General features: G+C 47.6%; 17 protein-coding genes. 8 read left to right on the top strand and 9 right to left on the bottom strand.

What is annotated here, in order from left to right:
- Window positions 1-4: 4 nt before the first annotated feature.
- Entirely contained in the window at window positions 5-982 is a 978-nt protein-coding gene (locus TW77_RS20075; RefSeq protein ID WP_046006753.1) for a sterol desaturase family protein, read from the top strand.
- A gap of 56 nt (window positions 983-1,038) precedes the next feature.
- Here the strand turns inward: TW77_RS20075 and TW77_RS20070 are convergent, their stop codons facing one another.
- Entirely contained in the window at window positions 1,039-1,323 is a 285-nt protein-coding gene (locus TW77_RS20070; protein ID WP_046006752.1) for a hypothetical protein, read from the bottom strand.
- 284 nt (window positions 1,324-1,607) lie between these two features.
- Window positions 1,608-3,179: a cation:proton antiporter family protein gene (locus TW77_RS20065; RefSeq protein ID WP_046006751.1), complete on the bottom strand. Its 1,572-nt coding sequence runs from the start codon at window positions 3,177-3,179 to the stop codon at window positions 1,608-1,610.
- A 214-nt stretch (window positions 3,180-3,393) separates the two neighbouring features.
- Between TW77_RS20065 and TW77_RS20060 the strand changes: the two genes are divergently transcribed.
- Entirely contained in the window at window positions 3,394-4,137 is a 744-nt protein-coding gene (locus TW77_RS20060) for a sporulation protein (protein WP_046006750.1), read from the top strand.
- 51 nt (window positions 4,138-4,188) lie between these two features.
- Window positions 4,189-4,623: a GNAT family N-acetyltransferase gene (locus TW77_RS20055; RefSeq protein ID WP_046006749.1), complete on the top strand. Its 435-nt coding sequence runs from the start codon at window positions 4,189-4,191 to the stop codon at window positions 4,621-4,623.
- Window positions 4,624-4,670: 47 nt separating this feature from the next.
- Here TW77_RS20055 and tpx read toward each other — a convergent pair whose 3' ends face one another.
- Window positions 4,671-5,258: a thiol peroxidase gene (gene tpx / locus TW77_RS20050; protein WP_046006748.1), complete on the bottom strand. Its 588-nt coding sequence runs from the start codon at window positions 5,256-5,258 to the stop codon at window positions 4,671-4,673.
- A 203-nt stretch (window positions 5,259-5,461) separates the two neighbouring features.
- Between tpx and TW77_RS20045 the strand changes: the two genes are divergently transcribed.
- Both TW77_RS20045 and TW77_RS20040 read left to right on the top strand, forming a co-directional pair.
- Window positions 5,462-6,466: a response regulator gene (locus TW77_RS20045; protein WP_046006747.1), complete on the top strand. Its 1,005-nt coding sequence runs from the start codon at window positions 5,462-5,464 to the stop codon at window positions 6,464-6,466.
- A 4-nt stretch (window positions 6,467-6,470) separates the two neighbouring features.
- Window positions 6,471-7,442: a sensor domain-containing diguanylate cyclase gene (locus tag TW77_RS20040; RefSeq protein WP_046006746.1), complete on the top strand. Its 972-nt coding sequence runs from the start codon at window positions 6,471-6,473 to the stop codon at window positions 7,440-7,442.
- Window positions 7,443-7,499: 57 nt separating this feature from the next.
- Here the strand turns inward: TW77_RS20040 and TW77_RS20035 are convergent, their stop codons facing one another.
- The 4 genes from TW77_RS20035 to TW77_RS20020 form a co-directional block, all read right to left on the bottom strand.
- Window positions 7,500-9,011 carry a SpoVR family protein gene (locus tag TW77_RS20035; protein WP_046006745.1) on the bottom strand — a complete coding sequence of 504 codons (1,512 nt, stop codon included), beginning with the start codon at window positions 9,009-9,011 and terminating at the stop codon, window positions 7,500-7,502.
- A 14-nt stretch (window positions 9,012-9,025) separates the two neighbouring features.
- Entirely contained in the window at window positions 9,026-10,306 is a 1,281-nt protein-coding gene (locus tag TW77_RS20030) for a YeaH/YhbH family protein (RefSeq protein WP_046006744.1), read from the bottom strand.
- A 24-nt stretch (window positions 10,307-10,330) separates the two neighbouring features.
- Complete coding sequence (locus TW77_RS20025) at window positions 10,331-12,253, bottom strand: PrkA family serine protein kinase (RefSeq protein ID WP_046006743.1); 1,923 nt, start codon at window positions 12,251-12,253, stop codon at window positions 10,331-10,333.
- Window positions 12,254-12,701: 448 nt separating this feature from the next.
- Window positions 12,702-13,283, bottom strand: coding sequence for a Fe-Mn family superoxide dismutase (locus TW77_RS20020; protein WP_046006742.1), 582 nt, complete (start codon window positions 13,281-13,283; stop codon window positions 12,702-12,704).
- A 273-nt stretch (window positions 13,284-13,556) separates the two neighbouring features.
- Here TW77_RS20020 and TW77_RS20015 point away from each other — a divergent pair, with 273 nt between their 5' ends.
- From TW77_RS20015 to TW77_RS20005, 3 genes are all read left to right on the top strand, one after another.
- Complete coding sequence (locus TW77_RS20015) at window positions 13,557-13,904, top strand: Grx4 family monothiol glutaredoxin (protein ID WP_046006741.1); 348 nt, start codon at window positions 13,557-13,559, stop codon at window positions 13,902-13,904.
- A 527-nt stretch (window positions 13,905-14,431) separates the two neighbouring features.
- Window positions 14,432-18,892, top strand: a complete 4,461-nt coding sequence (gene gltB / locus TW77_RS20010) for a glutamate synthase large subunit (protein ID WP_046006740.1) — start codon at window positions 14,432-14,434, stop codon at window positions 18,890-18,892.
- A gap of 8 nt (window positions 18,893-18,900) precedes the next feature.
- Window positions 18,901-20,316, top strand: a complete 1,416-nt coding sequence (locus TW77_RS20005) for an FAD-dependent oxidoreductase (RefSeq protein ID WP_046006739.1) — start codon at window positions 18,901-18,903, stop codon at window positions 20,314-20,316.
- Window positions 20,317-20,428: 112 nt separating this feature from the next.
- Here TW77_RS20005 and recN read toward each other — a convergent pair whose 3' ends face one another.
- Both recN and TW77_RS19995 read right to left on the bottom strand, forming a co-directional pair.
- On the bottom strand, window positions 20,429-22,105 hold the full coding sequence (gene recN, locus TW77_RS20000; protein WP_046006738.1) for a DNA repair protein RecN: 1,677 nt from the start codon (window positions 22,103-22,105) through the stop codon (window positions 20,429-20,431).
- Window positions 22,106-22,196: 91 nt separating this feature from the next.
- A complete protein-coding gene (locus TW77_RS19995) occupies window positions 22,197-22,772 on the bottom strand; it encodes a hypothetical protein (RefSeq protein WP_046006737.1) in 576 nt (191 codons plus the stop codon).
- Window positions 22,773-22,780 lie beyond the last annotated feature (8 nt).

Raw genomic sequence — 22,780 nt, 5'->3', positions numbered from 1 at the left:
CTTTATGGTAGAAACGCTCTGGCAAAGCATATCTTCTTTGCCCGGTTACTTACTGGATGCAAATAAACGCATTTACTGGCTGTATTTACTCAGTGCCGTGGTAATGGCAGGCCTGGTGTACAGCAAGTTGCACGGCCCTCGTTCATTGAAAGGGTTTATGGGCTTTTTGTTTCCTAGCGATGTCTGGCTTTCAGACAGTGCCAAACTGGATTACGGTTTGTTTGTGGTTAACAAGCTGATCAAAGCACTGACCTTTGCGCCCATCGTCCTGACTATGGTGCCAGTGGCGATTGCTGTTTCAGACGCGCTGGAATGGTTATTTGGCGCCCCGTTACATTTGGCCTGGGATGAGTCGGTGGTCATTTTTTTGTTTACACTGATGCTGTTTCTGATCGACGATTTTACCCGCTATCTGTTGCATCTGGCGCTACATAAAATCCCGTTTTTATGGGAATTTCATAAAGTACACCATTCAGCAAAAGTACTGACGCCGTTTACCATCTACCGCTCTCACCCGGTTGAAAGTTACCTGTATGCATGCCGGATGGCGCTGACCCAGGGGATTGTGGTTGGACTGGGCTATTTTGTCTTTGGCACCGCACTGAGTATGTTTGATATTTTGGGGGCGAATGCATTTGTCTTTTTGTTTAACATCTGTGGCTCGAATCTGCGCCATTCACATATTTGGCTAAGCTGGGGAGACAAGGTAGAAAACTGGTTTATCAGCCCGGCACAACATCAGATCCACCACAGTGCCGATCCGGCGCATTTTGACACCAACTTAGGATCAGCACTGGCTATCTGGGACCGGCTGGGGCGTTCACTGATCCGTGCCTCGCAAGTCAAGGACATTGAAATTGGTGTCGGGCGTTACGATGCGGGTCATGATAGCCTGAGCGCAATCTATCTGAAGCCGCTGCGAGAAGCGTGGTTAACTTTATTGCCAAAAAATGCGCGCGGAGAAGTGAAGAGAGAGAAATAGGCTGGCGACGGGCATTGCCAGCCTATAAGGGAGAGTAGGCTCCCGTAAATTGAAACTTAGTGCACCTGATTGGGTGAGGTGCGGTAGAAACCCAGCTCGTTTAATTGCTCAATAATGGTTGGGTCGTCTAATCTCTCAGGCGTTGCCTGATCGCGTAAAAAGTGTTCTTTAGGGACTGCATGCATGTCCAGCATCTTATGAAAAAGTATGTCCCTAATTGTCAACGCTGTCATTCCTGAATCTTGAATAGCGTCCAGCTGCGCTTGCAATTTTGCGAGCGGGCCTGCGTTTACATCATCCACCGCTGCTGGAAAGTAAGAAGCCGATTTATTTTTTAACATGCGTGCCCTCCCGAATAATATCGTCCCCACTCAATGTTCCTGATTGAGGGGTATAAGTATCAGATTTAAATTGAGAAAATAGATTAGTGCAACTAACCTACTGGGGCCAGTGTACTTCGAATTGAGGGGTAATTACCAACGATGATGTAAAGCTTTGTAAATCGTGTAGTTACAAAACAGTCAAAGTTATGTGCCTGATTTTTAGACGTCTAGATGTAACTATATGATGCGGAATTAGAAATAATTCTCAGTACCGCTATTGATACTGAGAATTATTTTTTCGACTATGAAAATAATTTTTCTTTTACGTGTTCTGCGAAGCCGCTACCAGCTTCAAGATAGAAGTTATAGGTTGAATGTACACCCAAATCTTCAAGTTCTTTTTGTTGGTCCGGATAGTTTGCAATGGCGGTGACCTGGCCGGAGAATCCGGATGCCTTTAACTGCTCAAGCGCGTAAATATTCTGCATATGCTTGGGCATAGCCAGCATGACCATATCAACATTGGAGTGGTTAACCCGTTGCCAGAAATCGGGGTCAGTCGCATCTGCCAACAGCACGCGGCGCTCCAGGCTGATATGCTTTTCAACGACCTCAGGCTTGATGTCGACACCTGCAACGGAGCCTGGGTGGGTGGCGTGTATCGTCTCGTAAGCACCGGTACCAATGCGACCCATGCCAAAGATCACTATCCGCGTGTCGGTTAGGTTAACCGGCAGCTCTTCTTCGAGTCGCTTATCGCTTTCGAACTTGATCAGTAATGGTTCCAGTTTGACATAGATTTCATTCGCCTTTTTATTGAGCGGAGTGGCCAAAACAAATGTGACTGAGACTGCCAGTGCAACCACAGCCAGCCAGTCGGCCGTGATCATGCCACTGCTGGCGGCAACCGCACAGACAATCAGACCAAACTCACTGTAGTTTGACAGTGTAAAGGCACTGAGCAGGGAGGTCCGGGCACGCAATCTGAACATGTTGGTATACAGATAATAAATAAACACTTTGACGGGCAATACGACGGCCAGCAGTACCGCAATCAGCACGGCTTCAAGAGAGATATTGGCATTAAGACCGATATTCAGGAAAAAGCCAACCAATAGAATATCTTTGACGTTGAGCAAAGCCTTCGACAGCTCGCCCGCTTTTTTATGCGGCGCAAATATCATTCCGATGATCAGCGCGCCCAGATCGCCTTTCAGGCCCGCGAATTCGAACCCGTGATAGCCGAGCACCAGTGCAAAGAAAAAGCCAAATAACGGTAACAGTTCACCGTGCTTGGAGCGGTTCAATACCCAGAATAAAAGTGGCCGTAATAAGGGCAAGCCGACCAGCAGGGCAAGTGCCCACACGTTCGGTGACTTACCTGTACTGATAGCCAGGAAAATGACCGCAAAAATATCCTGCATAACCAGGATCCCGATGGAAATTTTACCATGCAGGCTGGCCATTTCTCCGCGCTCTTCCAGTACTTTGACCGCAAATACCGTGCTGGAAAAACTAAATGCAAAGCCAACCAGGCAGGCACTTTGCCACGACAGGTCGACAAACAAAGGCAAACCAAATGCGCCTAACATCAGTAATAAAGAGGCAAAAAAGGCAATACTGGTGACTAAGTGCAGGCTCGCAGGTGCCCACACCTGAGGTTTAATCAGGTTGGATACTTTTAGTTTTAAACCAATACTGAATAACAGCAGCGTCACACCTAAGTCAGCCAGCTGAGTGAGCAAGTCGGTACTGCTGTGCCCCAACAGGTTGAGCACAAAGCCCGCCAATAAAAAGCCAATCAGTGGCGGGAGTTTGAGTTGATAAACAGAAAAGCCACAGGCGAAGGCAACGGCAAAGTACAGTAATTCCATAGTGATTCAGTCAAGTCGAAGGTGTTAGCAGTGTAACAAAACAAACTGATTTATAAATGAAAAATTAGCGACCTGAGTGACTAACAAGTGTCATAAAGTGGATGTTTTGTAGTTTATCGTCAACTATTTAACTGATTACCATAAATTTTCGCTGACAAAGCTGAAAAAATGTGGTTAAGATGCGGATAAGGGGACATCCTCGAGAGGAGATAAGATGTTTAAAAAGCTCTTGGCATCCGTAGGTATTGGTGCCGCGAAAGTAGATACAATTTTAGAAACAGAACACCTGCATCCTGGCCAGAAATTCCAGGCGCAGATCGTGGTTCTGGGTGGCGATGTAGAGCAAGAGATCAGTGGCTTAGAGTTAGCACTGATGACGAAAGTGAAGGTCGAGGGCGAAAATGGCGAATACTACGCAAGTCAGGTCATCGAAAAGTGGCGTGTTGGCAGTCAGTTCACCATAGCTCCCGGCGAGAAAAAAGTGATCCCATTTGAAGCCCGGTTGCATTCTGAAACACCGATCACGGAAATTAATGCGCCGTATAACCACAGCTATGTGTGGCTGGAAACCGGCTTAGATATTGACCTGGCGTTAGATCCAAGCGATAAGGATCTGCTCCACATATATCCCAATGAAGCGGTTAAGAATTGCTTACTGGCCATGGAGAAACTTGGCTTTAGGATGGTTAAAGCAGACGTTGAGCGTGGTTATTTGAAAGCGTCGAATTTTCAGTCAGTCTCTGGCTGTTATCAGGAAATTGAGTATCGTCCTGCCAGTACATCTTTGTTTGGTCTACAAGAAGTTGAATTGTCATTTGTCCCGGAAGCACACCGTACTCATGTGCTGATTGAGCTCGACAGAGCTTTTCGTGGCGATGGTTATGTCGACCTGACCATTGAGCATGACCACGTCAACCTGTCTCAGTTGTGCGACCAGCTTGAAAGGCTATTCGCCTGATTTATTACTACGCCTCGTCAGAGGCGTACCTTACCCACAGTGATAAACCCCATGCAAGTTAAAACTTTTTATCAGTTGTCACATGACGAGCTCTTCGCTATTTTTCAGACCCGGATTGCCGTGTTTGTGGTTGAACAAGCCTGTGCTTACCAGGAAGTGGATGAAGTCGATAAGGCGCCAGACACCCTCCATGTTTTTTCAATGTACGAAGGTGCGCTTCAGGCCTACGCCCGCTGTTATCAACCTGATGCTGCTTACTGTGCTATTGGACGGGTACTGGTGTCAGCGGAGAGTCGGGGGAAAGGGGTTGCGCAAACCCTGATGGCCCGTGCGATAGGAACCTGTCGTAGCCACTACGGACAGCTGCCAATCAGGGTTGCCGCGCAAACTTATCTTACTCAGTTTTATCAGTCTTTTGGCTTTGAGCCATGTGGTGAGGCGTATCTGGAAGATGGCATAGAACACATAGACATGATCTTGCCTTAGTGTGTTGGTGCAAAGCCGCACACAGTGGCTTTGCACCTATATGTTCATTAGAGCTGTTTAAGAGCGTCGATGGCACCCTGGTAGTCTGGCTCGCTGGCCAGGTTGCTAACAAGTTGCTTGTATACCACTTTGTGATCTTTATCTAAGATCAGAACCGCTCTGCTTAACAGCCCCATATCTTTGATATACAGTCCATATTTAGCGCCGAAATCGCGCCATACTGAATCTGATAGTGTATCAATCTGGTCAATGTTTTCTGTTTTACAAAAGCGCTTTTGGGCAAATGGCAGGTCGGCGCTGATTGTCAGCATCGCAACACCGGCAAACTCTTTGGCCACTTTTTCGTTAAAGTACTTAGTTTGCAAGCTGCAGATCCCGGTATCCAGGCTTGGTACCACGCTGATCATGACCGGCTTACCCTGATAGTTCGCTAAAGTAACAGGTACAAAATTGCCATCGACCACTTTGAAATCAGGGGCCGTGTCACCTACTCGAATGCCCTGACCCAGCAGGGTTACAGGCTTACCCTGAGCACTGACTTTGCCAGCGTCAACCTGGTTTTCTGGCAGTTCGCTGGCCTGTGATGGATTAGCCAGCGTCAATAACGAGGCTGCAAGCAAGGATATGATTCGCATAACGTATTCCCTTTTTAATTTTTTGCAATTCCCGTCAGTGTATTATACTGGAATTATATAACCAACCTTTGCAGTAAATTGGATTGTAAATCGGCCACGCTTTGATTAACATGTAGTTCCTGTAAATGCTGCTATGTCATAACTATAATTAGAAATTTTTCGACTCCTTACAACAAGTTAGTCGATAAGCGAAGAGAGCTTTTATGTCAACACCTGTCCTGATATGCGATGATTCTAAATTGGCTCGCCGGCAACTGGCGCGGTCATTGCCGGACGACTGGGATATTAAAGTGGAATTTGCTGAGCATGGCCTGGATTGCATTGAAAAGATAAAAGCGGTCTCTCCCGAGATTCTGTTTTTAGACCTAAACATGCCTCACATGGATGGATATGAGGTTTTGCAAGCAATAAACGAACAAGGATTGAATGTTTTGACAGTCGTCGTCTCTGGAGATATCCAGCCAAATGCGCACCAAAGAGTCATAGAGCTGGGTGCGATTGATTTTATTCGAAAGCCATGTGATGCGGCGAAACTCGAAGAGATAATCACGCATCATGGCATCAAAGACAAAGCCATTCGGGCTAACCTGGTACATAAACTCGGCGAGCAGCTTGAGCCTGAGATCCGTGATATTTATCAGGAAATCACCAATGTCGCTATGGGGCAGGCGGGCGACTTGCTTGCCCGGTTGCTGAATGTTTTCGTAGAATTACCCATCCCCAATGTAAACGTACTGGAAGTCAATGAACTACATATGGCACTGCAAGCCATCGACGCCAGCGCAACCACATCGGGCGTATGCCAGGGCTTTATTGGTGGCGGAGTGTCGGGCGAGGCGCTGCTGTTGCTCAACGACTCAAGTTTTAAAGAAATTGCCTCTTTGATGAGCTACCAGGGGGAGCTGAACCAAAAAGTTGAGCTTGAACTGCTGATGGACATTAGCAACATTTTGATAGGTGCCATACTGACAGGTCTGTCAAAACAGCTGGATATGCCATTTAGTCAGGGCCATCCGGTGGTACTGGGTCAGCACTGCGAAGTCTCTGAACTGGTAAAAGCAAACAAAGCGCGTTGGCAACGTACCTTAGCCATTGAAATTAGTTACGGAATCGAAAATCACGACATCAACTGCGATTTAATGTTGTTGTTTACCGAAGACTCACTTAAAACACTCAAATATAAAGTTGAGTACCTGTTAGAAGATTAGAATTATGCCTGCATCTGATTTTGACATGAATGAGATCCATTGGTTAATGGATATGTTTAACACAGTGGATGTTGGCCTGGTCGTGCTGGACAGGAACTATCGAGTGTGTGTTTGGAACGGGTTTATGGAGAACCACTCAGGGTTATTACCAAGCGCTGTGAAAGACAAAGATGTCTTTGATTTATTCCCCAGCATTGATGAAGCCTGGTTTAAAAGTAAATCTGAGCCTGTTTTTGTGCTGAAGAATCGCTCGTTTACTATCTGGGAGCAACAGCCCTACATTTTCCGCTTTAAGAATTATCGGCCGATAACGGGCAAAGCGGATTATATGTATCAGAACGCGACTTTTATTCCACTGACAACGGTGACCGGTGAAGTGGCGCACATCTGTGTGATCATATACGACGTTACCGACGAAGCCATGAACAAGCTCGAGCTTGAAAAGGTCAATAAAACGCTTGAGAAAATGAGCCGTACAGACAGCCTGACTAAGCTGGCCAATCGGGGATACTGGGAGCAAAGCTTAAGAACGGAGTTTAAACGCTTACAGCGCAGTCATGGAAGCAGTAGTTTGCTGATGTTTGACATAGACTTCTTCAAGCGCATCAATGATGCCTATGGCCATAGCGGCGGCGATGAAGCCATCCGCCATATCTCAGATTTACTACAAAAGACACTCCGTGAGACAGACGTGGCAGGGCGCTATGGTGGTGAAGAATTTGCGGTCACCCTGGTCGACACGGATGCTGAGGGCGCAAAAGTGTTTGCAGAAAGACTGCGCAGCCTGATCGAAAACTCAGTTATTTATTATGATGACAAAGAGATAAAGCTCACCGTGAGCCTGGGGATTGCTTGTTGCGACGATAATTTCGAAAAATACGAGCAATGGATAGAGGCTGCGGATATTGCACTGTATCACTCGAAGGAAAATGGCCGTAATGTTGTCACAGTATACGATCCGTCCATGGCGCATTAGTCTTAACTGATACATCACTTGCAGAAGCTAAAAAGCCCTTGTTACAAGGGCTTTTTGCTATAGTGAGTCTTCTTTATTCTCCTGAGGGCACTGTCCCAGCGTTGCAACTGTACCATCGTCCTGGAGCTCCTCCAGCTTAACCGGGAAGCCCCATAATCGATACAAGTGTTTGAGCACTTCTTTTTTTGAATCGGCAAGGGGGACCTTGTTGTGCGGTACATATCTCAGGGTAAGTGAGCGGTCACCTCTGATATCCACATTGTAGACCTGAATATTGGGCTCATGATTACTCAGGTTATAATGTGCCGACAAACTATTCCTGACTTTCTGATAGCCGGATTCATCGTGGATCGCACCGACTTCCAGGTGCGGAGACTTTTCCTCATCAATGATTGTAAAGAGCTTAAAATCACGCATGATCTTCGGCGATAAAAACTGGCTTACAAAACTCTCATCTTTAAAGTTCTCCATGGCAAAGTGCAGGGTATCCAGCCAGTCTTTACCAGCAAATTCAGGAAACCAGTATTTGTCTTCTTCGGTGGGGTTTTCACAGATACGGCGAATATCCACCATCATATTGAAGCCCAGTGCGTAGGGGTTAATGCCTGAATAGAACTTGCTGTTGTATGGGGGTTGGTAAACGACATTGGTATGGCTTTGTAAAAACTCCAGCATAAATGCATCGCTTAACTTACCTTCGTCATAGAGGTGATTCAGAATTGTATAGTGCCAAAATGTTGCCCATCCCTCGTTCATCACCTGGGTTTGTCGCTGGGGGTAAAAATACTGAGATACTTTGCGCACAATACGGATGATTTCACGTTGCCAGGACTCCAGCAGGGGGGCGTTTTTCTCTATAAAATAAAGAATATTTTCCTGAGGTTCAGTCGGGAACTTAATGTCTTCTCGTTCGTCCTGTTGTTTGCCCTTTGGAATGGTCCGCCAAAGTTCGTTAACCTGAGATTGCAAGTAGTCCTCGCGTTCTTTCTGGCGCTTTTGTTCTTCATACATGGAGATCTGCTGCGGACGTTTGTAACGATCAACACCATAGTTCATCAGCGCATGGCAAGAATCCAGCAGGTTCTCAACCTCGTCTATGCCATACTTTTGCTCACATTTAGCGACATAGTTCTTAGCAAAGACCAGGTAATCGATAATCGAAGAGGCATCGGTCCAGGCTTTGAACAGGTAATTGCCTTTAAAAAACGAATTATGGCCATAACATGCGTGCGCCATCACCAACGCCTGCATAGGCATGGTATTTTCTTCCATTAAATAGGCAATACAGGGATCTGAGTTAATCACAATTTCATACGCCAGCCCCATTTGACCACGTTTGTAGGTTTGCTCAGTCTGAATGAACTTTTTGCCATAAGACCAGTGCGCATAGCCAATGGGCATACCTACGCTGGAGTATGCATCCATCATTTGCTCGGCGGTGATCACTTCAATCTGATTCGGATAGGTATCCAGTCTGTAATGGGCCGCAACGCGGGCAATTTCAGCCTGATAATCTTCAAGCAGGTCGAATGTCCAATCCGGGCCATCATTAAGCGGGTTATATGTCATAGGCACTCCCCCTGTTAAGCTGCGTTTTGTTGTCGGTTTTTCTTAAACAACTCTCTGAATATCGGATAGATATCTTCGACCGACCGAATATGCTGCATAGCAAAGTTATCAAAGGTGTCTGCAATACCTTGGTATTCGCGCCACAAGCTCTGATGCGCACGAGTGGTGATCTCGATATAGGCGTAGTAACGCACCACTTTCAATAGTTTGTTCGTTAATATGTCTGTGCAGTGTGGTGAATCATCCGCCCAGTTATCACCATCTGACGCTTGCGCAGCATAGATATTCCAGTCTCCCTGAGCATAACGGTCGGCAATGATCTCATCCATTAATTTCAATGCACTCGACACTATGGTGCCACCTGTTTCCTGAGAGTAGAAAAACTCCTGCTCGTCGACCTCTTTGGCCTGGGTGTGGTGTCGTATATAAACAACCTCAATGTCTTTGTAGGTGCGTGTTAAGAACTGATACAGCAAAATATAGAAGCGCTTCGCCATATCTTTAGTTGCTTGATCCATAGAGCCAGACACATCCATCAGGCAAAACATGACTGCCTTGCTGGTGGGGTGAGGACGTTTTTCGTAATTTCTGAAGCGCAAGTCGTAATTATCTATAAAGGGCACTGCATCTATCTTACGCTTGAGATCAGCTATTTCCTGTTCAAGTTGCTGTATTTGCGTTTGCTTGGGTACAGGTTCTTGTAACAGGAGTGCCAGGCTTTCTTCCAACTCTTTAAGCTGCTTTCGTTTACTGGCTGTCATGGCAATTCGCCGCGCAACTGAGCCTTTTAAAGAGCGCACTATGTCCAGGTTACTGGGCATACCGTCATTACAAAAGCCGGCGCGATGCGTTTTCATTTGGACCAGCTTATCGAGTTGGCTCTTTTGCAGGTTTGGTAGCTCAAGATCCTCAAATAAGAGATCAAGGTATTCATCTTTTGAAATAGAAAAGACAAAATCATCCTGACCTTCACCTTGGTCACTTGCGTTGCCTTCTCCGGCACCACCGCCCTGGCCAGAAGGCGGGCGTTGTATTTTATCACCCGTCGTGAACTGATCGTTACCCGGGTGAATATGTTCGCGATTTCCGCCTTTGCCTTGATGAAAAGTCGGCTCACTGATATCCCGTTGCGGTATCGATATGCTCTCTCCGCTGGATATATCAGTGACGCTTCTTTTGTTAATGGCGTCAGAAACGGCTTCCTTGATCTGTTTCTTGTAGCGTCTGATAAAGCGCTGACGATTCAGCGTACTTTTATTCTTGCCATTCAGTCGACGATCGATGAAATGTGCCATAGAAACACCCTCCAACCGCTAATGTTATTGAGATTTTCTCACCCGCAGATACCACTCAGACAGTAAGCGGACTTGTTTTTGGGTGTAGCCTTTTTCCATCATTCGATTAACAAAGTCTTCGTGTTTTTTCTGATCTTCAGCCGAAGTCTTCGCATTGAAAGAAATAACGGGCAGTAGCTCCTCAGTGTTAGAGAACATTTTTTTCTCGATCACGGTTCTGAGCTTTTCATAGCTGGTCCAGACTGGGTTTGCACCATTATGATGAGCACGGGCTCTCAATACAAAGTTGACGATTTCATTACGAAAATCTTTGGGGTTCGAAATGCCCGCAGGTTTTTCTATCTTTTCGAGTTCTGCGTTGAGCGCTGCTCTGTCGAATAGCTGACCTGTATCTGGATCTCGGTATTCCTGATCCTGGATCCAGAAATCGGCATAGGTGACATAGCGGTCGAAGATGTTTTGGCCATACTCTGAATAGGACTCCAGGTATGCGGTTTGCAGTTCTTTACCGATAAACTCAACATACTGCGGGATCAAGTAGCCCTTGAGGTGACTCAGGTAGCGCTCCTGAACCTCGGCACTGAATTGCTCGCGCTCGATTTGCTGCTCCAGCACATAGAACAAATGCACCGGGTTTGCTGCAACTTCGGCATGGTCAAAGTTGAACACGCGTGAGAGGATCTTAAAGGCAAACCGGGTCGACAGACCTGTCATGCCCTCATCGACACCTGCGTAATCTCGATACTCCTGATACGACTTAGCTTTTGGATCTGTGTCTTTGAGACTTTCACCATCATAGACACGCATTTTCGAATAAATGCTGGAGTTTTCCGGCTCCTTAATACGTGACAGAGTTGAAAACTTCGCCAATGTCTCGAGCGTGCCCGGCGCACAGGGGGCCGATCTAAGCTCGCTGTTTTCAATAAGTTTTTTGTAGATTTTTACTTCTTCAGACACGCGCAAACAGTAGGGCACCTTAACAATAAAGACCCGATCCAAAAACGCTTCATTGTTTTTGTTATTTTTAAACGACTGCCATTCCGACTCGTTAGAGTGAGCCAGAATAATGCCATTGAAGGGCAATGCCGAGATCCCCTCGGTACCGTTATAATTCCCTTCCTGTGTGGCAGTTAACAGTGGGTGCAGCACCTTGATGGGTGCCTTGAACATTTCAACGAACTCCATTAACCCCTGGTTAGCCAGGCACAGCGCACCTGAGTAGGAGTAGGCATCCGGATCGTTCTGGGCGTAATGCTCAAGCTTGCGAATGTCAACTTTACCAACCAGCGCCGAGATATCCTGGTTGTTTTCGTCGCCTGGCTCAGTCTTGGCTATGGCCGTTTGATCCAGGATAGAAGGGTAGCGTTTGACCACTCTGAATTTAGAAATGTCGCCATTATATTCGTGAAGGCGTTTGGTTGCCCACGGCGACATCACCGTTTTCAGGTAACGGCTATTAATGCCGTATTCTTTATCCAGCAACTCTCCGTCTTCGAGCGGGTTAAACAGGCTAAGCGGGTGGTCGTTCACTGGCGAGTCTTTGATGGCATATATAGGGACCTGTTGCATCAGGTATTTGAGTTTTTCTGCAATCGATGACTTACCACCACCTACAGGACCCAACAAGTAGAGCACTTGTTTGTACTCTTCGAGACCTTGTGCAGCATGCTTTAGATAAGACACGATTTGCTCTATGGCGTCTTCCATGCCGTAAAACTCATGAAATGCCGGATAACGCGCGATCACCCGGTTCGAAAAAAGACGGCTGAGTCGTGCATCTGTCGAAGTATCGACCATTTCGGGTTCACCAATTGCCATTAGCAGGCGCTCCGGCGCGCTCGCATAGGCAGCTTTGTCTTCTTTACATATATCCAAATATTCCGCGATGGTGAACTCTTCTTCTTGGGACGCTTCGTATCTGGACTGGTAATGCTCAAATATGCTCATAATGAACTCCAATAACCTGTTGATGATGCGGTCTCTTAATGCAAGGCTACTTAAAGCTTAGTCGGGATATTCAAAAATTGCCTAAAAATTCCAGTAATTTAATGTCTGTTGAACACAGTGCAATGGTATAAGAATTAGATACCGAATGAGAGTTACGGCACTTTATTCTAATACTTGGGCAGAAATGGCCAAATTAGGCTACTAAAGCGGTGAACTTAGTGCCAAATAGGTGCTTTACAGGGGAGATTTTGGCGTTTGCAGATTGATAAAAATTGGCAAAAAAATGATGGTCACATATGTATGTTTTACTGTGGTGTTCGCAGTTCACCTTCTAGAAACACAGGAAAAGCTGAGTTGATATCAGGCATGTCAGCGGAAGGAAGTCAGCTAGGGTAAAAAGGCAACAAAAAAGGCGCTACAACAGAGCGCCTTTTTGGATTATCTGATATTAAGCAAGGTTTTCGTTTGCAAAATCCCAGTTAACCAGTGCCCAGAAACCTTTCAGGTAATCTGGACGAACGTTGCGGTAATCGATGTAGTAAGCGTGTTCCCACAGGTCTACAGTGATGATTGGCGTTACGCCTTCTTCAGTAAGCGGAGTCGCTGCGTTAGACGTGTTTACGATGTCTAAAGAGCCGTCTGCAAGCTGTACCAACCAAGTCCAGCTAGAACCGAAGTTGTTTACTGCTTTATCGTTGAACGCTTCCTGGAATGCAGCAAATGAGCCCCATTTTGCGTTGATCAGCTCTGCTACTTTGCCAGTAGGCTCGCCACCACCATTTGGTGCCAGGCTGTGCCAGTAGAAAGTGTGGTTCCAGATCTGGGCTGCATTGTTGAATACGCCGCCTTCAGAGTTACATACGATTTCTTCTAAAGATTTGTTCTCAAGGTCTGTGCCCTGGATAAGGCCGTTCAGTTTTACAACGTATGTGTTGTGGTGTTTACCGTGGTGGAACTCAAGTGTTTCCTGAGAAATATGCGGCTCAAGCGCGTTGATAGCATAAGGAAGTGACGGTAGTTCAAAAGCCATGTTAATCTCCATTTCGTTGTTAAATTGCCAAAACAATAGAAGCAATCTCTATCTTAGCTTACATTTCTATACGATTTGACGGCATATAGTGATACTATAATTCCTGAGTATTTTACTCAAGTTTTGGCAAACAGCAATGGCAATAGCCAAGACTTGTAGAATGAATGGCTCAGATTGCATTCATTTTGTACCGCCAGGCTGATCTATTGACAACGGCTGCGTAGCAAAGTGAGTGATATGATGAGTTATGCTATCGTCATTTTGAGGTAAATAATGGAAACCATTGAAAAGATTAAACAGCAAATCGCAGAGAATCCGATCATCCTATACATGAAGGGATCGCCCAAGCTACCTAACTGCGGTTTTTCTTCGCAGGCATCTCAAGCGCTCATGGCGTGTGGCGAGCAGTTTGCTTACGTCGATATTTTGCTTAACCCGGACATTCGTGCTGAGCTGCCTCATTATGCTAACTGGCCGACTTTTCCGCAGTTGTGGGTTGAGGGTGAGCTGATCGGTGGATGTGACATTATCATCGAGATGTTCCAAAAGGGTGAGTTGCAGCCACTAATTGCTGAAACTGCCGCGAAATATAAAGAAGACGACGCTGAAAAAGCGGAGTAAACCTGATATCGCAGATATTCGAGGCATGTGAGCATTGCATCACATGCCTTTTTTTGTATCTATAGAATTTACCAGACAGCCTACCTTTATAGCCTTCAGACGTTTTTTACCATTGATATCTCTCTATAGCTTCACGCCATATTTTTAGTTTTGCAACACCGAGTTTACGCGTACGTCAAGCGCGTGTGCGGCAGAAAATAAGGAATTGCCAAATTCACGAGGTGAATAATGAATATTTATTCATTGCTTGTCTGGCCGTTACGTTTACGTAAACTTCCTATTTTCTATATTGTTACTCGTGGTTTTTTGATTTGATACCGGTGTCATTTTGTGGTTTTCTACCTTTAATTGATATTTTTAGAAATGAGAAGAATTGTTTTAAGTACCTTTTTTATGAGAAATATTCATGTGTGTGAATAACTATTCTTTATTGTATTGACTCGAATACTAATCAAGGCTAGCTTTGATTATCTGCCAGTAATTCGTCTGACATTACCTGCTGGCAGTTGTAGCAAGGGGAGGAGTCCATGTTATATGACTCGGCATTAGAAAAAGAAAACTGTGGCTTTGGTTTGATAGCACATACGCAAGGTCAAGCAAGTCACAAGCTGATCCGCACGGCAATTACTGGCCTGGACAGAATGCAGCACCGCGGGGGCATTGCTGCGGATGGAAAAACCGGAGATGGCTGTGGCTTATTGCTGCAAAAGCCAGACAGCTTTTTCAGGGCGGTGGCGGCCGAAAACGACTGGCATCTTGGTAAAAACTATGCAGTTGGTATGGTTTTTCTTAACCAGGACTCGGCACTTGCCACGCAAGCCCGTGATATCATCAACGAAGAATTAGAAAAAGAAACATTAAGCTTAGTGGGCTGGCGCAGTGTACCTACCGATCCGAGCATGCTTGGTCCTATAGCAACAGAGCAATTACCCCTGTTTGAACAGGTCTTTGTATCTGCACCGGAAGGATGGCGACCAAAAGATCTTGAACGTCGGTTGTACATTGCGCGCCGCCGTATCGAAAAACGTCTGAGCTCAGATCCTGACTTTTACATTGCCAGTTTGTCGGGCCTGGTTACCATTTACAAAGGCCTGATGATGCCGGCCGATCTGCCAAATTTTTATCTGGATCTGGCGGATATCCGCATGACCAGTGCGATTTGCGTTTTTCACCAGCGTTTTTCTACCAATACTCAACCTCGCTGGCCATTAGCGCAGCCATTTCGTTATCTGGCGCACAACGGCGAGATAAACACCATCACCGGCAACCGACAGTGGGCTAAGGCACGGGCTTATAAGTTTGCCTCGCCTTTGCTGCCTGACTTACAAAGTGCAGCCCCATTTGTAAACGAAAGTGGGTCGGATTCATCCAGCCTCGACAACATGCTGGAGTTATTTCTGGCAGGTGGCATGGATATCTTTCGGGCGATGCGTATGCTGGTGCCGCCTGCGTGGCAGAAAAACCGCGCTATGGATGATGAACTCAGAGCGTTTTACGATTTTAACTCTATGCATATGGAGCCCTGGGATGGTCCGGCGGGCATAGTAATGTCTGATGGCCGGTTTGCGGCTTGTAATCTAGATCGAAATGGCCTGCGTCCGGCGCGTTACGTGATAACGCAGGATGGTTTTATTACCCTGGCTTCCGAGGTGGGGATCTGGGACTATGAGCCGGATGAAGTTATTGAAAAGGGACGTGTCGGACCAGGTGAGTTGCTGGTGGTGGATACATTGCATGGCAAAATCTGGCAATCCGACGAGATTGACGAGGACTTAAAAGCACGTCATCCATACAAAACCTGGCTGGAACAAAATGTTAAGCGCTTAACCCCCTTCGAAGCGTTGGATGAAGCCGATGCCGGGCAACGCGATTTTGAGAGCGACACTTTGCTGACTTATCAAAAGTTATTCGCGTATAGCAACGAAGAAATTGAGCAAGTGATCCGGGTGATGGGCCAGAATGGTCAGGAGGCCACAGGTTCTATGGGTGATGACACTCCGTTTGCTGTGTTATCAGAGGGGATCCGCTCACTCTATGATTACTTTAGACAAAAATTTGCTCAGGTAACCAACCCGCCCATCGACCCACTGCGTGAGAATCACGTGATGTCACTTGCCACCTGTATTGGTCGCGAGCAAAACGTTTTTAACGAAACGACCGGTCATGCTAAGCGCTTGCAGTTTGATTCGCCAGTTCTGACTTATTCCGATATTCAGCAGCTGTTAGCGGCAGACGATGACCACTACAGCGTATGTCGTATTTCATTGAACTACGATCCGAATACGGAAAGCCTCAAAGCGGCGATTGAGCGGATCTGTGATGAAGCACAGGAAAAAGCAGCGTCTGGTTGTGTCATGCTACTGTTAAGTGACCGATATATCAGCCAGGACACCATGCCAGTGCCAGCTGCAATGGCGGTTGGTGCCGTGCAGCAACGGCTGGTTAATACCAATTTACGCTGCGATTCCAATGTTATAGTTGAAACCGGCAGTGCGCGGGATCCACATCAGTTTGCCGTGCTACTTGGCTTTGGCGCTACCGCGATTTACCCCTATCTGGCCTATGAGACTTTGGTTGCGCTGTGCGACAGCAAAGTCATCGACAAAACTTATCGAGAGGTGACGCTGGCCTATCGCAATGCCATCAACAAAGGTCTTTACAAGATCATGTCTAAGATGGGGATCAGTACGATAGCGTCTTATCGTTGCTCTATGTTGTTTGAGGCCGTGGGTCTGTCAGACGAAATTGTTGAATTGTGTTTTAAAGGCGTTAGCAGTCGTATTCAGGGAGCTGGATTTGCTGAGTTCGAGGCTGATGGTGCGCAGTTACATAAGCTGGCGTACAGCAAGCGTAAATTGCTGTCTCACGGCGGTTTACTGAAGTTTGTCCATGGCGGAGAGTATCATGCTTATAACCCGGATGTGGTGCAGTCCCTGCAAGTTGCGGTGCGCTCGGGCAAGTATGAGGACTACCAGAAATATGCCACTCTGGTAAACAATCGTCCAGTTACCAATTTGCGAGATCTTTTGAAGCTCAACACACAAGGACCCGCAATTGACCTGGACGAGGTGGAGCCTGCTACAGAGCTGTATAAACGCTTTGATTCAGCGGCAATGAGTATTGGTGCTTTATCGCCGGAAGCCCATGAAGCGCTGGCGATTGCCATGAACCGTCTCGGTGGCTGCTCCAATTCAGGTGAAGGCGGAGAAGACAAATTACGTTTTGGTACGGAGAAAAACTCGCGGATTAAACAGGTGGCGTCGGGTCGTTTTGGCGTAACTCCCCACTATCTGCAAAGTGCAGATGTGATCCAGATAAAAGTTGCACAGGGTGCTAAGCCCGGCGAGGGCGGTCAGTTGCCAGGTGAAAAGGTGACCCCTTATATCGCCAAACTCAGATATTCGGTGCCGGGCGTAACGCTCATTTCACCCCCGCCACACCATGATATCTACTCCATTGAAGACTTGGCACAGCTGATCTTCGACCTTAAGCAGGTTAATCCCAAGGCGATGATCTCCGTTAAGCTGGTCTCAGAACCGGGTGTTGGTACCATTGCCACGGGGGTGGCAAAGGCCTACGCAGACTTAATCACTATTGCAGGTTACGACGGAGGCACAGGCGCCAGTCCGCTCACATCCGTTAAATATGCGGGCAGCCCCTGGGAGCTTGGCCTAGCCGAAACCCAGCAGGCGCTGGTTGAAAATGGCCTGCGTCATCGCATTCGTTTGCAAACGGATGGGGGCCTGAAAACTGGCCTGGACATCATCAAAGCGGCTATTTTGGGTGCCGAAAGCTTTGGCTTTGGTACAGGCCCTATGGTTGCACTTGGCTGTAAATATCTGCGGATCTGTCATCTGAATAACTGTGCTACGGGTGTTGCTACGCAGGATGAGACTCTGCGACAGAAGCACTACCATGGCTTGCCGGAAATGGCGATGAACTATTTCCGTTTTATTGCCCAGGAAGCGCGCGAAATTATGGCGTCTATGGGTATCAGTAAACTGACGGATTTAATTGGCCGAACGGATTTACTTGAGGTACTAGATGGCACAACGGCAAGACAGCAAAAGCTTGATCTTCAACCTTTGCTGGCAAAACCGGCGAACCCGTCGGGCGAAACGCTCTATTGCAGTGCGCCGAACACGTCGCACTATCAGGGTCAACTCAATGAGAGCCTGCTTGAAAAAGCGAAACAGGCGATAGATGACAAAACAGGTACTTCTTTGGTGAGTCGGATCAAAAATACCGACCGCTCTGTGGGTGCTATGTTGTCTGGCTATATTGCCTCTCGTCATGGTAACCAGGGCATGGCCGCAGATCCTGTGGTGATCGAACTGCATGGCACTGCCGGGCAGGCGTTTGGAGTGTGGAATGCCGGTGGCCTTGAAATGACACTGGTGGGTGATGCCAACGATTATGTCGGTAAAGGCATGGCGGGCGGAAAGCTGGTGCTGCGCCCACCGGTAGGCTCGAGTTTTCAGACTCATCAGGCCACCATTGCGGGTAATACCTGTTTGTACGGGGCGACCGGCGGCAAGTTGTATGCCGCAGGGCGCGCTGGTGAGCGCTTCGCAGTGCGCAACTCAGGCGTGCAGGCCACCGTTGAGGGGTTAGGTGATAACGGCTGTGAATATATGACAGGTGGTGTGGTTTGTGTGTTGGGTCAGGTAGGGGTTAACTTTGGCGCCGGTATGACAGGAGGTTTTGCCTACGTACTCGACGAAGCCGGTGATTTCGAAAAACGGTATAACCCTGAGTTGGTTGAAGTACTGCCCCTGGATGGGCTCGATACCATGCAGGAGCATTTACGTGGTCTGATAGCTGAACACCTGGAGCATACTGCATCGTGCCGGGCAGAGCAGATCCTGGCTAACTTTGAATTGTATGTGCCTATGTTCAGGCTGATAAAACCAAAATCAAGCGATGTTAAGAGCTTGCTGGGACATCGCGCACGCAGCAGTGCTGAATTACGTGTACAGGCACAATAGGGGGAAGTATGAGCGAAAATGTCTATCAATTTATCGATGTTCAGCGCATCGACCCGAGAAAGAAGCCAATTACAACACGCAAAAGCTCTTTCGTCGAAATTTATGAGCCCTTTTCAAAGCAGCAGGTGAGCTCTCAGGCCGATCGCTGCCTGGATTGCGGCAACCCCTATTGCGAGTGGAAGTGTCCGGTGCACAATTATATTCCGCAGTGGCTAAAGCTGATCCGTACGGGCAGGATCCTGGAAGCTGCGGAGTTGTCGCACCGGACCAATAGCCTGCCTGAAGTGTGTGGCCGGGTTTGTCCGCAAGACCGTTTGTGTGAAGGGTCCTGTACGCTCAATGATGAATTTGGTGCCGTAACCATAGGCAATATTGAGAAATACATCACAGATACAGCGTTTGCCCAGGGCTGGAAGCCCGATATGTCTTATGTCACCTGGACTGATAAAAAGGTCGCGATTATTGGCGCGGGCCCTGCCGGGCTAGGTTGTGCGGATATTTTGGTGCGTAACGGTGTAAAGCCCGTGGTGTTTGATCGAAACCCAGAGATCGGCGGTTTGCTGACATTTGGTATTCCATCATTCAAGTTAGAAAAGTCCGTGATGGAAAAACGCCGCGAGATCTTCACGGAAATGGGGGTAGAGTTCCGCCTTAATACGGAGATAGGCACTGACATCAGTATGGACGATTTACTGTCTCAGTACGATGCAGTTTTTATCGGTGTGGGCACTTATCAGTATATGCGGGCTGGTCTGGAGAATGAGGATGCGGAGCACGTCTATGATGCCCTGCCGTTCCTGATCGGTAACACCAACCGGGTCATGGGTTACGACGAGAGTAAGCAGGCATATATCGATATGGCCGACAAGCGCGTTGTGGTACTCGGTGGCGGTGATACCGCAATGGACTGCGTGCGAACATCCGTGCGTCAGGGGGCAAAATCGGTAACCTGTGCGTATCGTCGGGATGAAGCCAATATGCCGGGGTCGCGCCGGGAAGTTAAGAATGCAAAAGAAGAGGGCGTTAAATTTAGCTTTAACGTTCAGCCTAAGGGCATTGAACTTGACCATAATGGTCAGGTTTCAGGCGTTCGTATGGTGCGGACTGAACTCGGTGAGCCTGATGAAAATGGCCGCAGGCGCGCGCAAGAAGTCGCAGGCTCTGAACACGTGATTGAAGCGGATGCCGTGATCATGGCGTTTGGCTTTAAACCGCATAACCTCGACTGGCTGGCAGCGTATGATGTCGCAATCAACGAGTGGGGTGGTATTGTAGCTCCAGAAAAAGGCGCATTTACACACCAAACCAGTAATGAAAAAATCTTTGCAGGTGGCGATGCCGTGCGTGGTTCTGACTTAGTGGTGACCGCAATTTTCGAAGGTCGTAACGCCGCGGAAGGGATCATGGATTATCTTGGGGTATAAAGCGGTGAAACTGCACTAAGCTTTGGGTTGCCTCAAAACAAGCCTATCGTGAACCAGTTGCACTGGCCGGTAGGCTTGTTTGTTGTTACCTAAGCGGCTCTAGTTTTACGCGTTATACCCCTTGTACCTCGAGCAGCTCCTTTGCACTGGCGCGTGTGGTGCTGCTGACTTTATCGCCGCCAAGCAAACGGGCGATTTCATCGATACGTTGTTCCTGAACTAGCGGGAGCATCGACGTAAAGGTTTCACCGTCTTCAACGCGCTTGGACACAAAGAATTGATGATGGCCACTACAGGCAACCTGAGGCAGGTGGGTTACACAGATCACCTGAGTTGAGTTACCTAGCTGGCGCAGCTGTTTACCCACCTGAGATGCCGTCGGGCCTGAGATACCAACATCTACTTCATCGAAGATCAGGGTCGGCGTAGTGACCCGGTTCGCAATAATCACCTGGATCGCCAGGCTGATCCGTGACAGCTCACCACCAGAGGCCACTTTGGCCAGGGCTTGCAGAGGCTGGCCGGGGTTGGTTGAAACCAGAAAGTCAATTTGGTCCATGCCCAGTTCATTGGGGCGTCTGTCTTCATGTTGACTGAGTTGAATCGCAAACTGGCCGTTTTCCATTGACAGTTCATGCATGCTTTCACTGATCAGTTCATTTAAGGTCAGCGCTGCTTGCGCACGGCTTTCGCTGAGCTGAGCCGCGGAGATTTGATAGGCGTGCAGGGCCTCTGCTATTTCGTGCTGCAGATCTTCTATACGCTCGTTGTTAGAGCAAATGGATGCCAGCTCTTCATGTAATTGCTGGTGGTGCTGATGTAGTAATTCGGGGCTGATCTGGTGCTTGCGCGACAACGCCATGGCCTGAGCCAGTCTGTCTTCGACGCTCTGCAGGCGCTCTGGATCTTGCTCAATATTTTCCCCGTAGGCACGCAGCTCACGACAGCCTTCTTCGAGCTGCACCGCGGCCTCACCTAATAGTTGGCTGATCGCTTGTAATTTAGGGTCGTAGTTACTCAATTCAATGAAGGTTTGTACGCTATGCTGAAGCTGGCCTAAAACGGTTTGATCATCTTGCTCAGACAAACACATTAACTCGCGCTGGCAGCTTTCGGCCAGCGTCTGGCTATGGCTCAGGCGTGTATGCTCAGTTTCAATCTGCTCATATTCGCCTTCTTCCAGGGCAAACTCATCCAGCTCCTGGACCTGATATTCGAGCAGTTGTTTTTTGGCTGCCTGAGCTTGCTGTTGCTTAATGAGCTCGGCATGTTCTTTCTGCAAGGTATGATAGTGCTGGTACTGAGCACGTACAGCGTGCAGCAGGTTATCGTGTCCGGCGTAAGCATCCAGCAATCTAAGCTGATGTTCAGGCTTGAGCAGTAACTGGTGGGCATGCTGGCCATGAATGGCTATCAGGCGCTGGCCTAACTCCTTAAGCTGGGCTGCGGTTACAGAGTTACCGTTGATGAAACTCTTACTGCGGCCATTTTGCATAACAACACGACGTAAAATACAGTTTTGCTCTTCATCATCGAGCATCAGGTCGCTGAGAAACTGCTGCGCGTAGGGGAGCTGCCTGATATCAAACTGAGCCGTGATCTCTGCTTTGGTTGCTCCCGGGCGAATGCTGGCAACATCCGCGCGCTCGCCCAGACACAGAGAAAGTGCATCGATTGCAATAGATTTACCCGCACCGGTTTCACCGGTGATGGCAGTCATACCTGAACGCCAGTCAATGGTTAATTCGTTAACAATGGCAAAGTTTTTAATTTGCAGACTGATAAGCATGCTGTATATCCAAACAGTACAATTACTGTTAATCTATACAGCATTTCTTGGAAATGCAACTTGAAATTGCGTTTTGTGGTGCGCGGCCTGTTTAAAGTGCCGCGGCTTTTTGTTGTTGCACAGAAGGGTCGTTATTTTCTGTTTGAGCTGTGGCGTCTTCCTCGCTCTGCTCTGCTTCTTGCGTGTCGGTTTGTACTGGTGTGTCCGGCGTCTGGATCCGCGAGATCAGGGCAGGCAAAATTTCATTGTAAAACGCCTTATTATAGGCAATACCGGCTGAAGGCAGCTCACTGACGAACATAAACAGCTGGTCGGCTAGTAGCTCCATATTGCCATTTTCACGGCATTTATTCAGCTCATTACCAACCGTGGCAAGTAAGTGATCAGTAACACGTTCCAGTGCTTCCAGATTTTCATCATTATGCGCCTGGACAACAAAAAAGTTGCCGACAATGGCGTTAAATTGCGGTGCATGCTTGGGTCTGATCAGCTTGTAACTCACAAATTCACTTATTTTACTTTTAAAGTGACTGCTGATCTCTTTGAGGCGCTCATTGAACACCCGCTTTTCGGCTTCGCGTGCTTTTTTGCGGTTATTCTCAATCACCACATAGACCCCTAAAATGGTGATCAATAAGGTGATAGATACGAAAACAACGTAGCTCATGTTGGTTT

The sequence above is a fragment of the Pseudoalteromonas rubra genome (assembly GCF_000967655.1).
Lineage (GTDB): Bacteria > Pseudomonadota > Gammaproteobacteria > Enterobacterales > Alteromonadaceae > Pseudoalteromonas > Pseudoalteromonas rubra_A.
The sequence above is the reverse complement of the archived record's forward strand: the minus strand, read 5'-3'. Positions and strand labels throughout refer to the sequence as shown.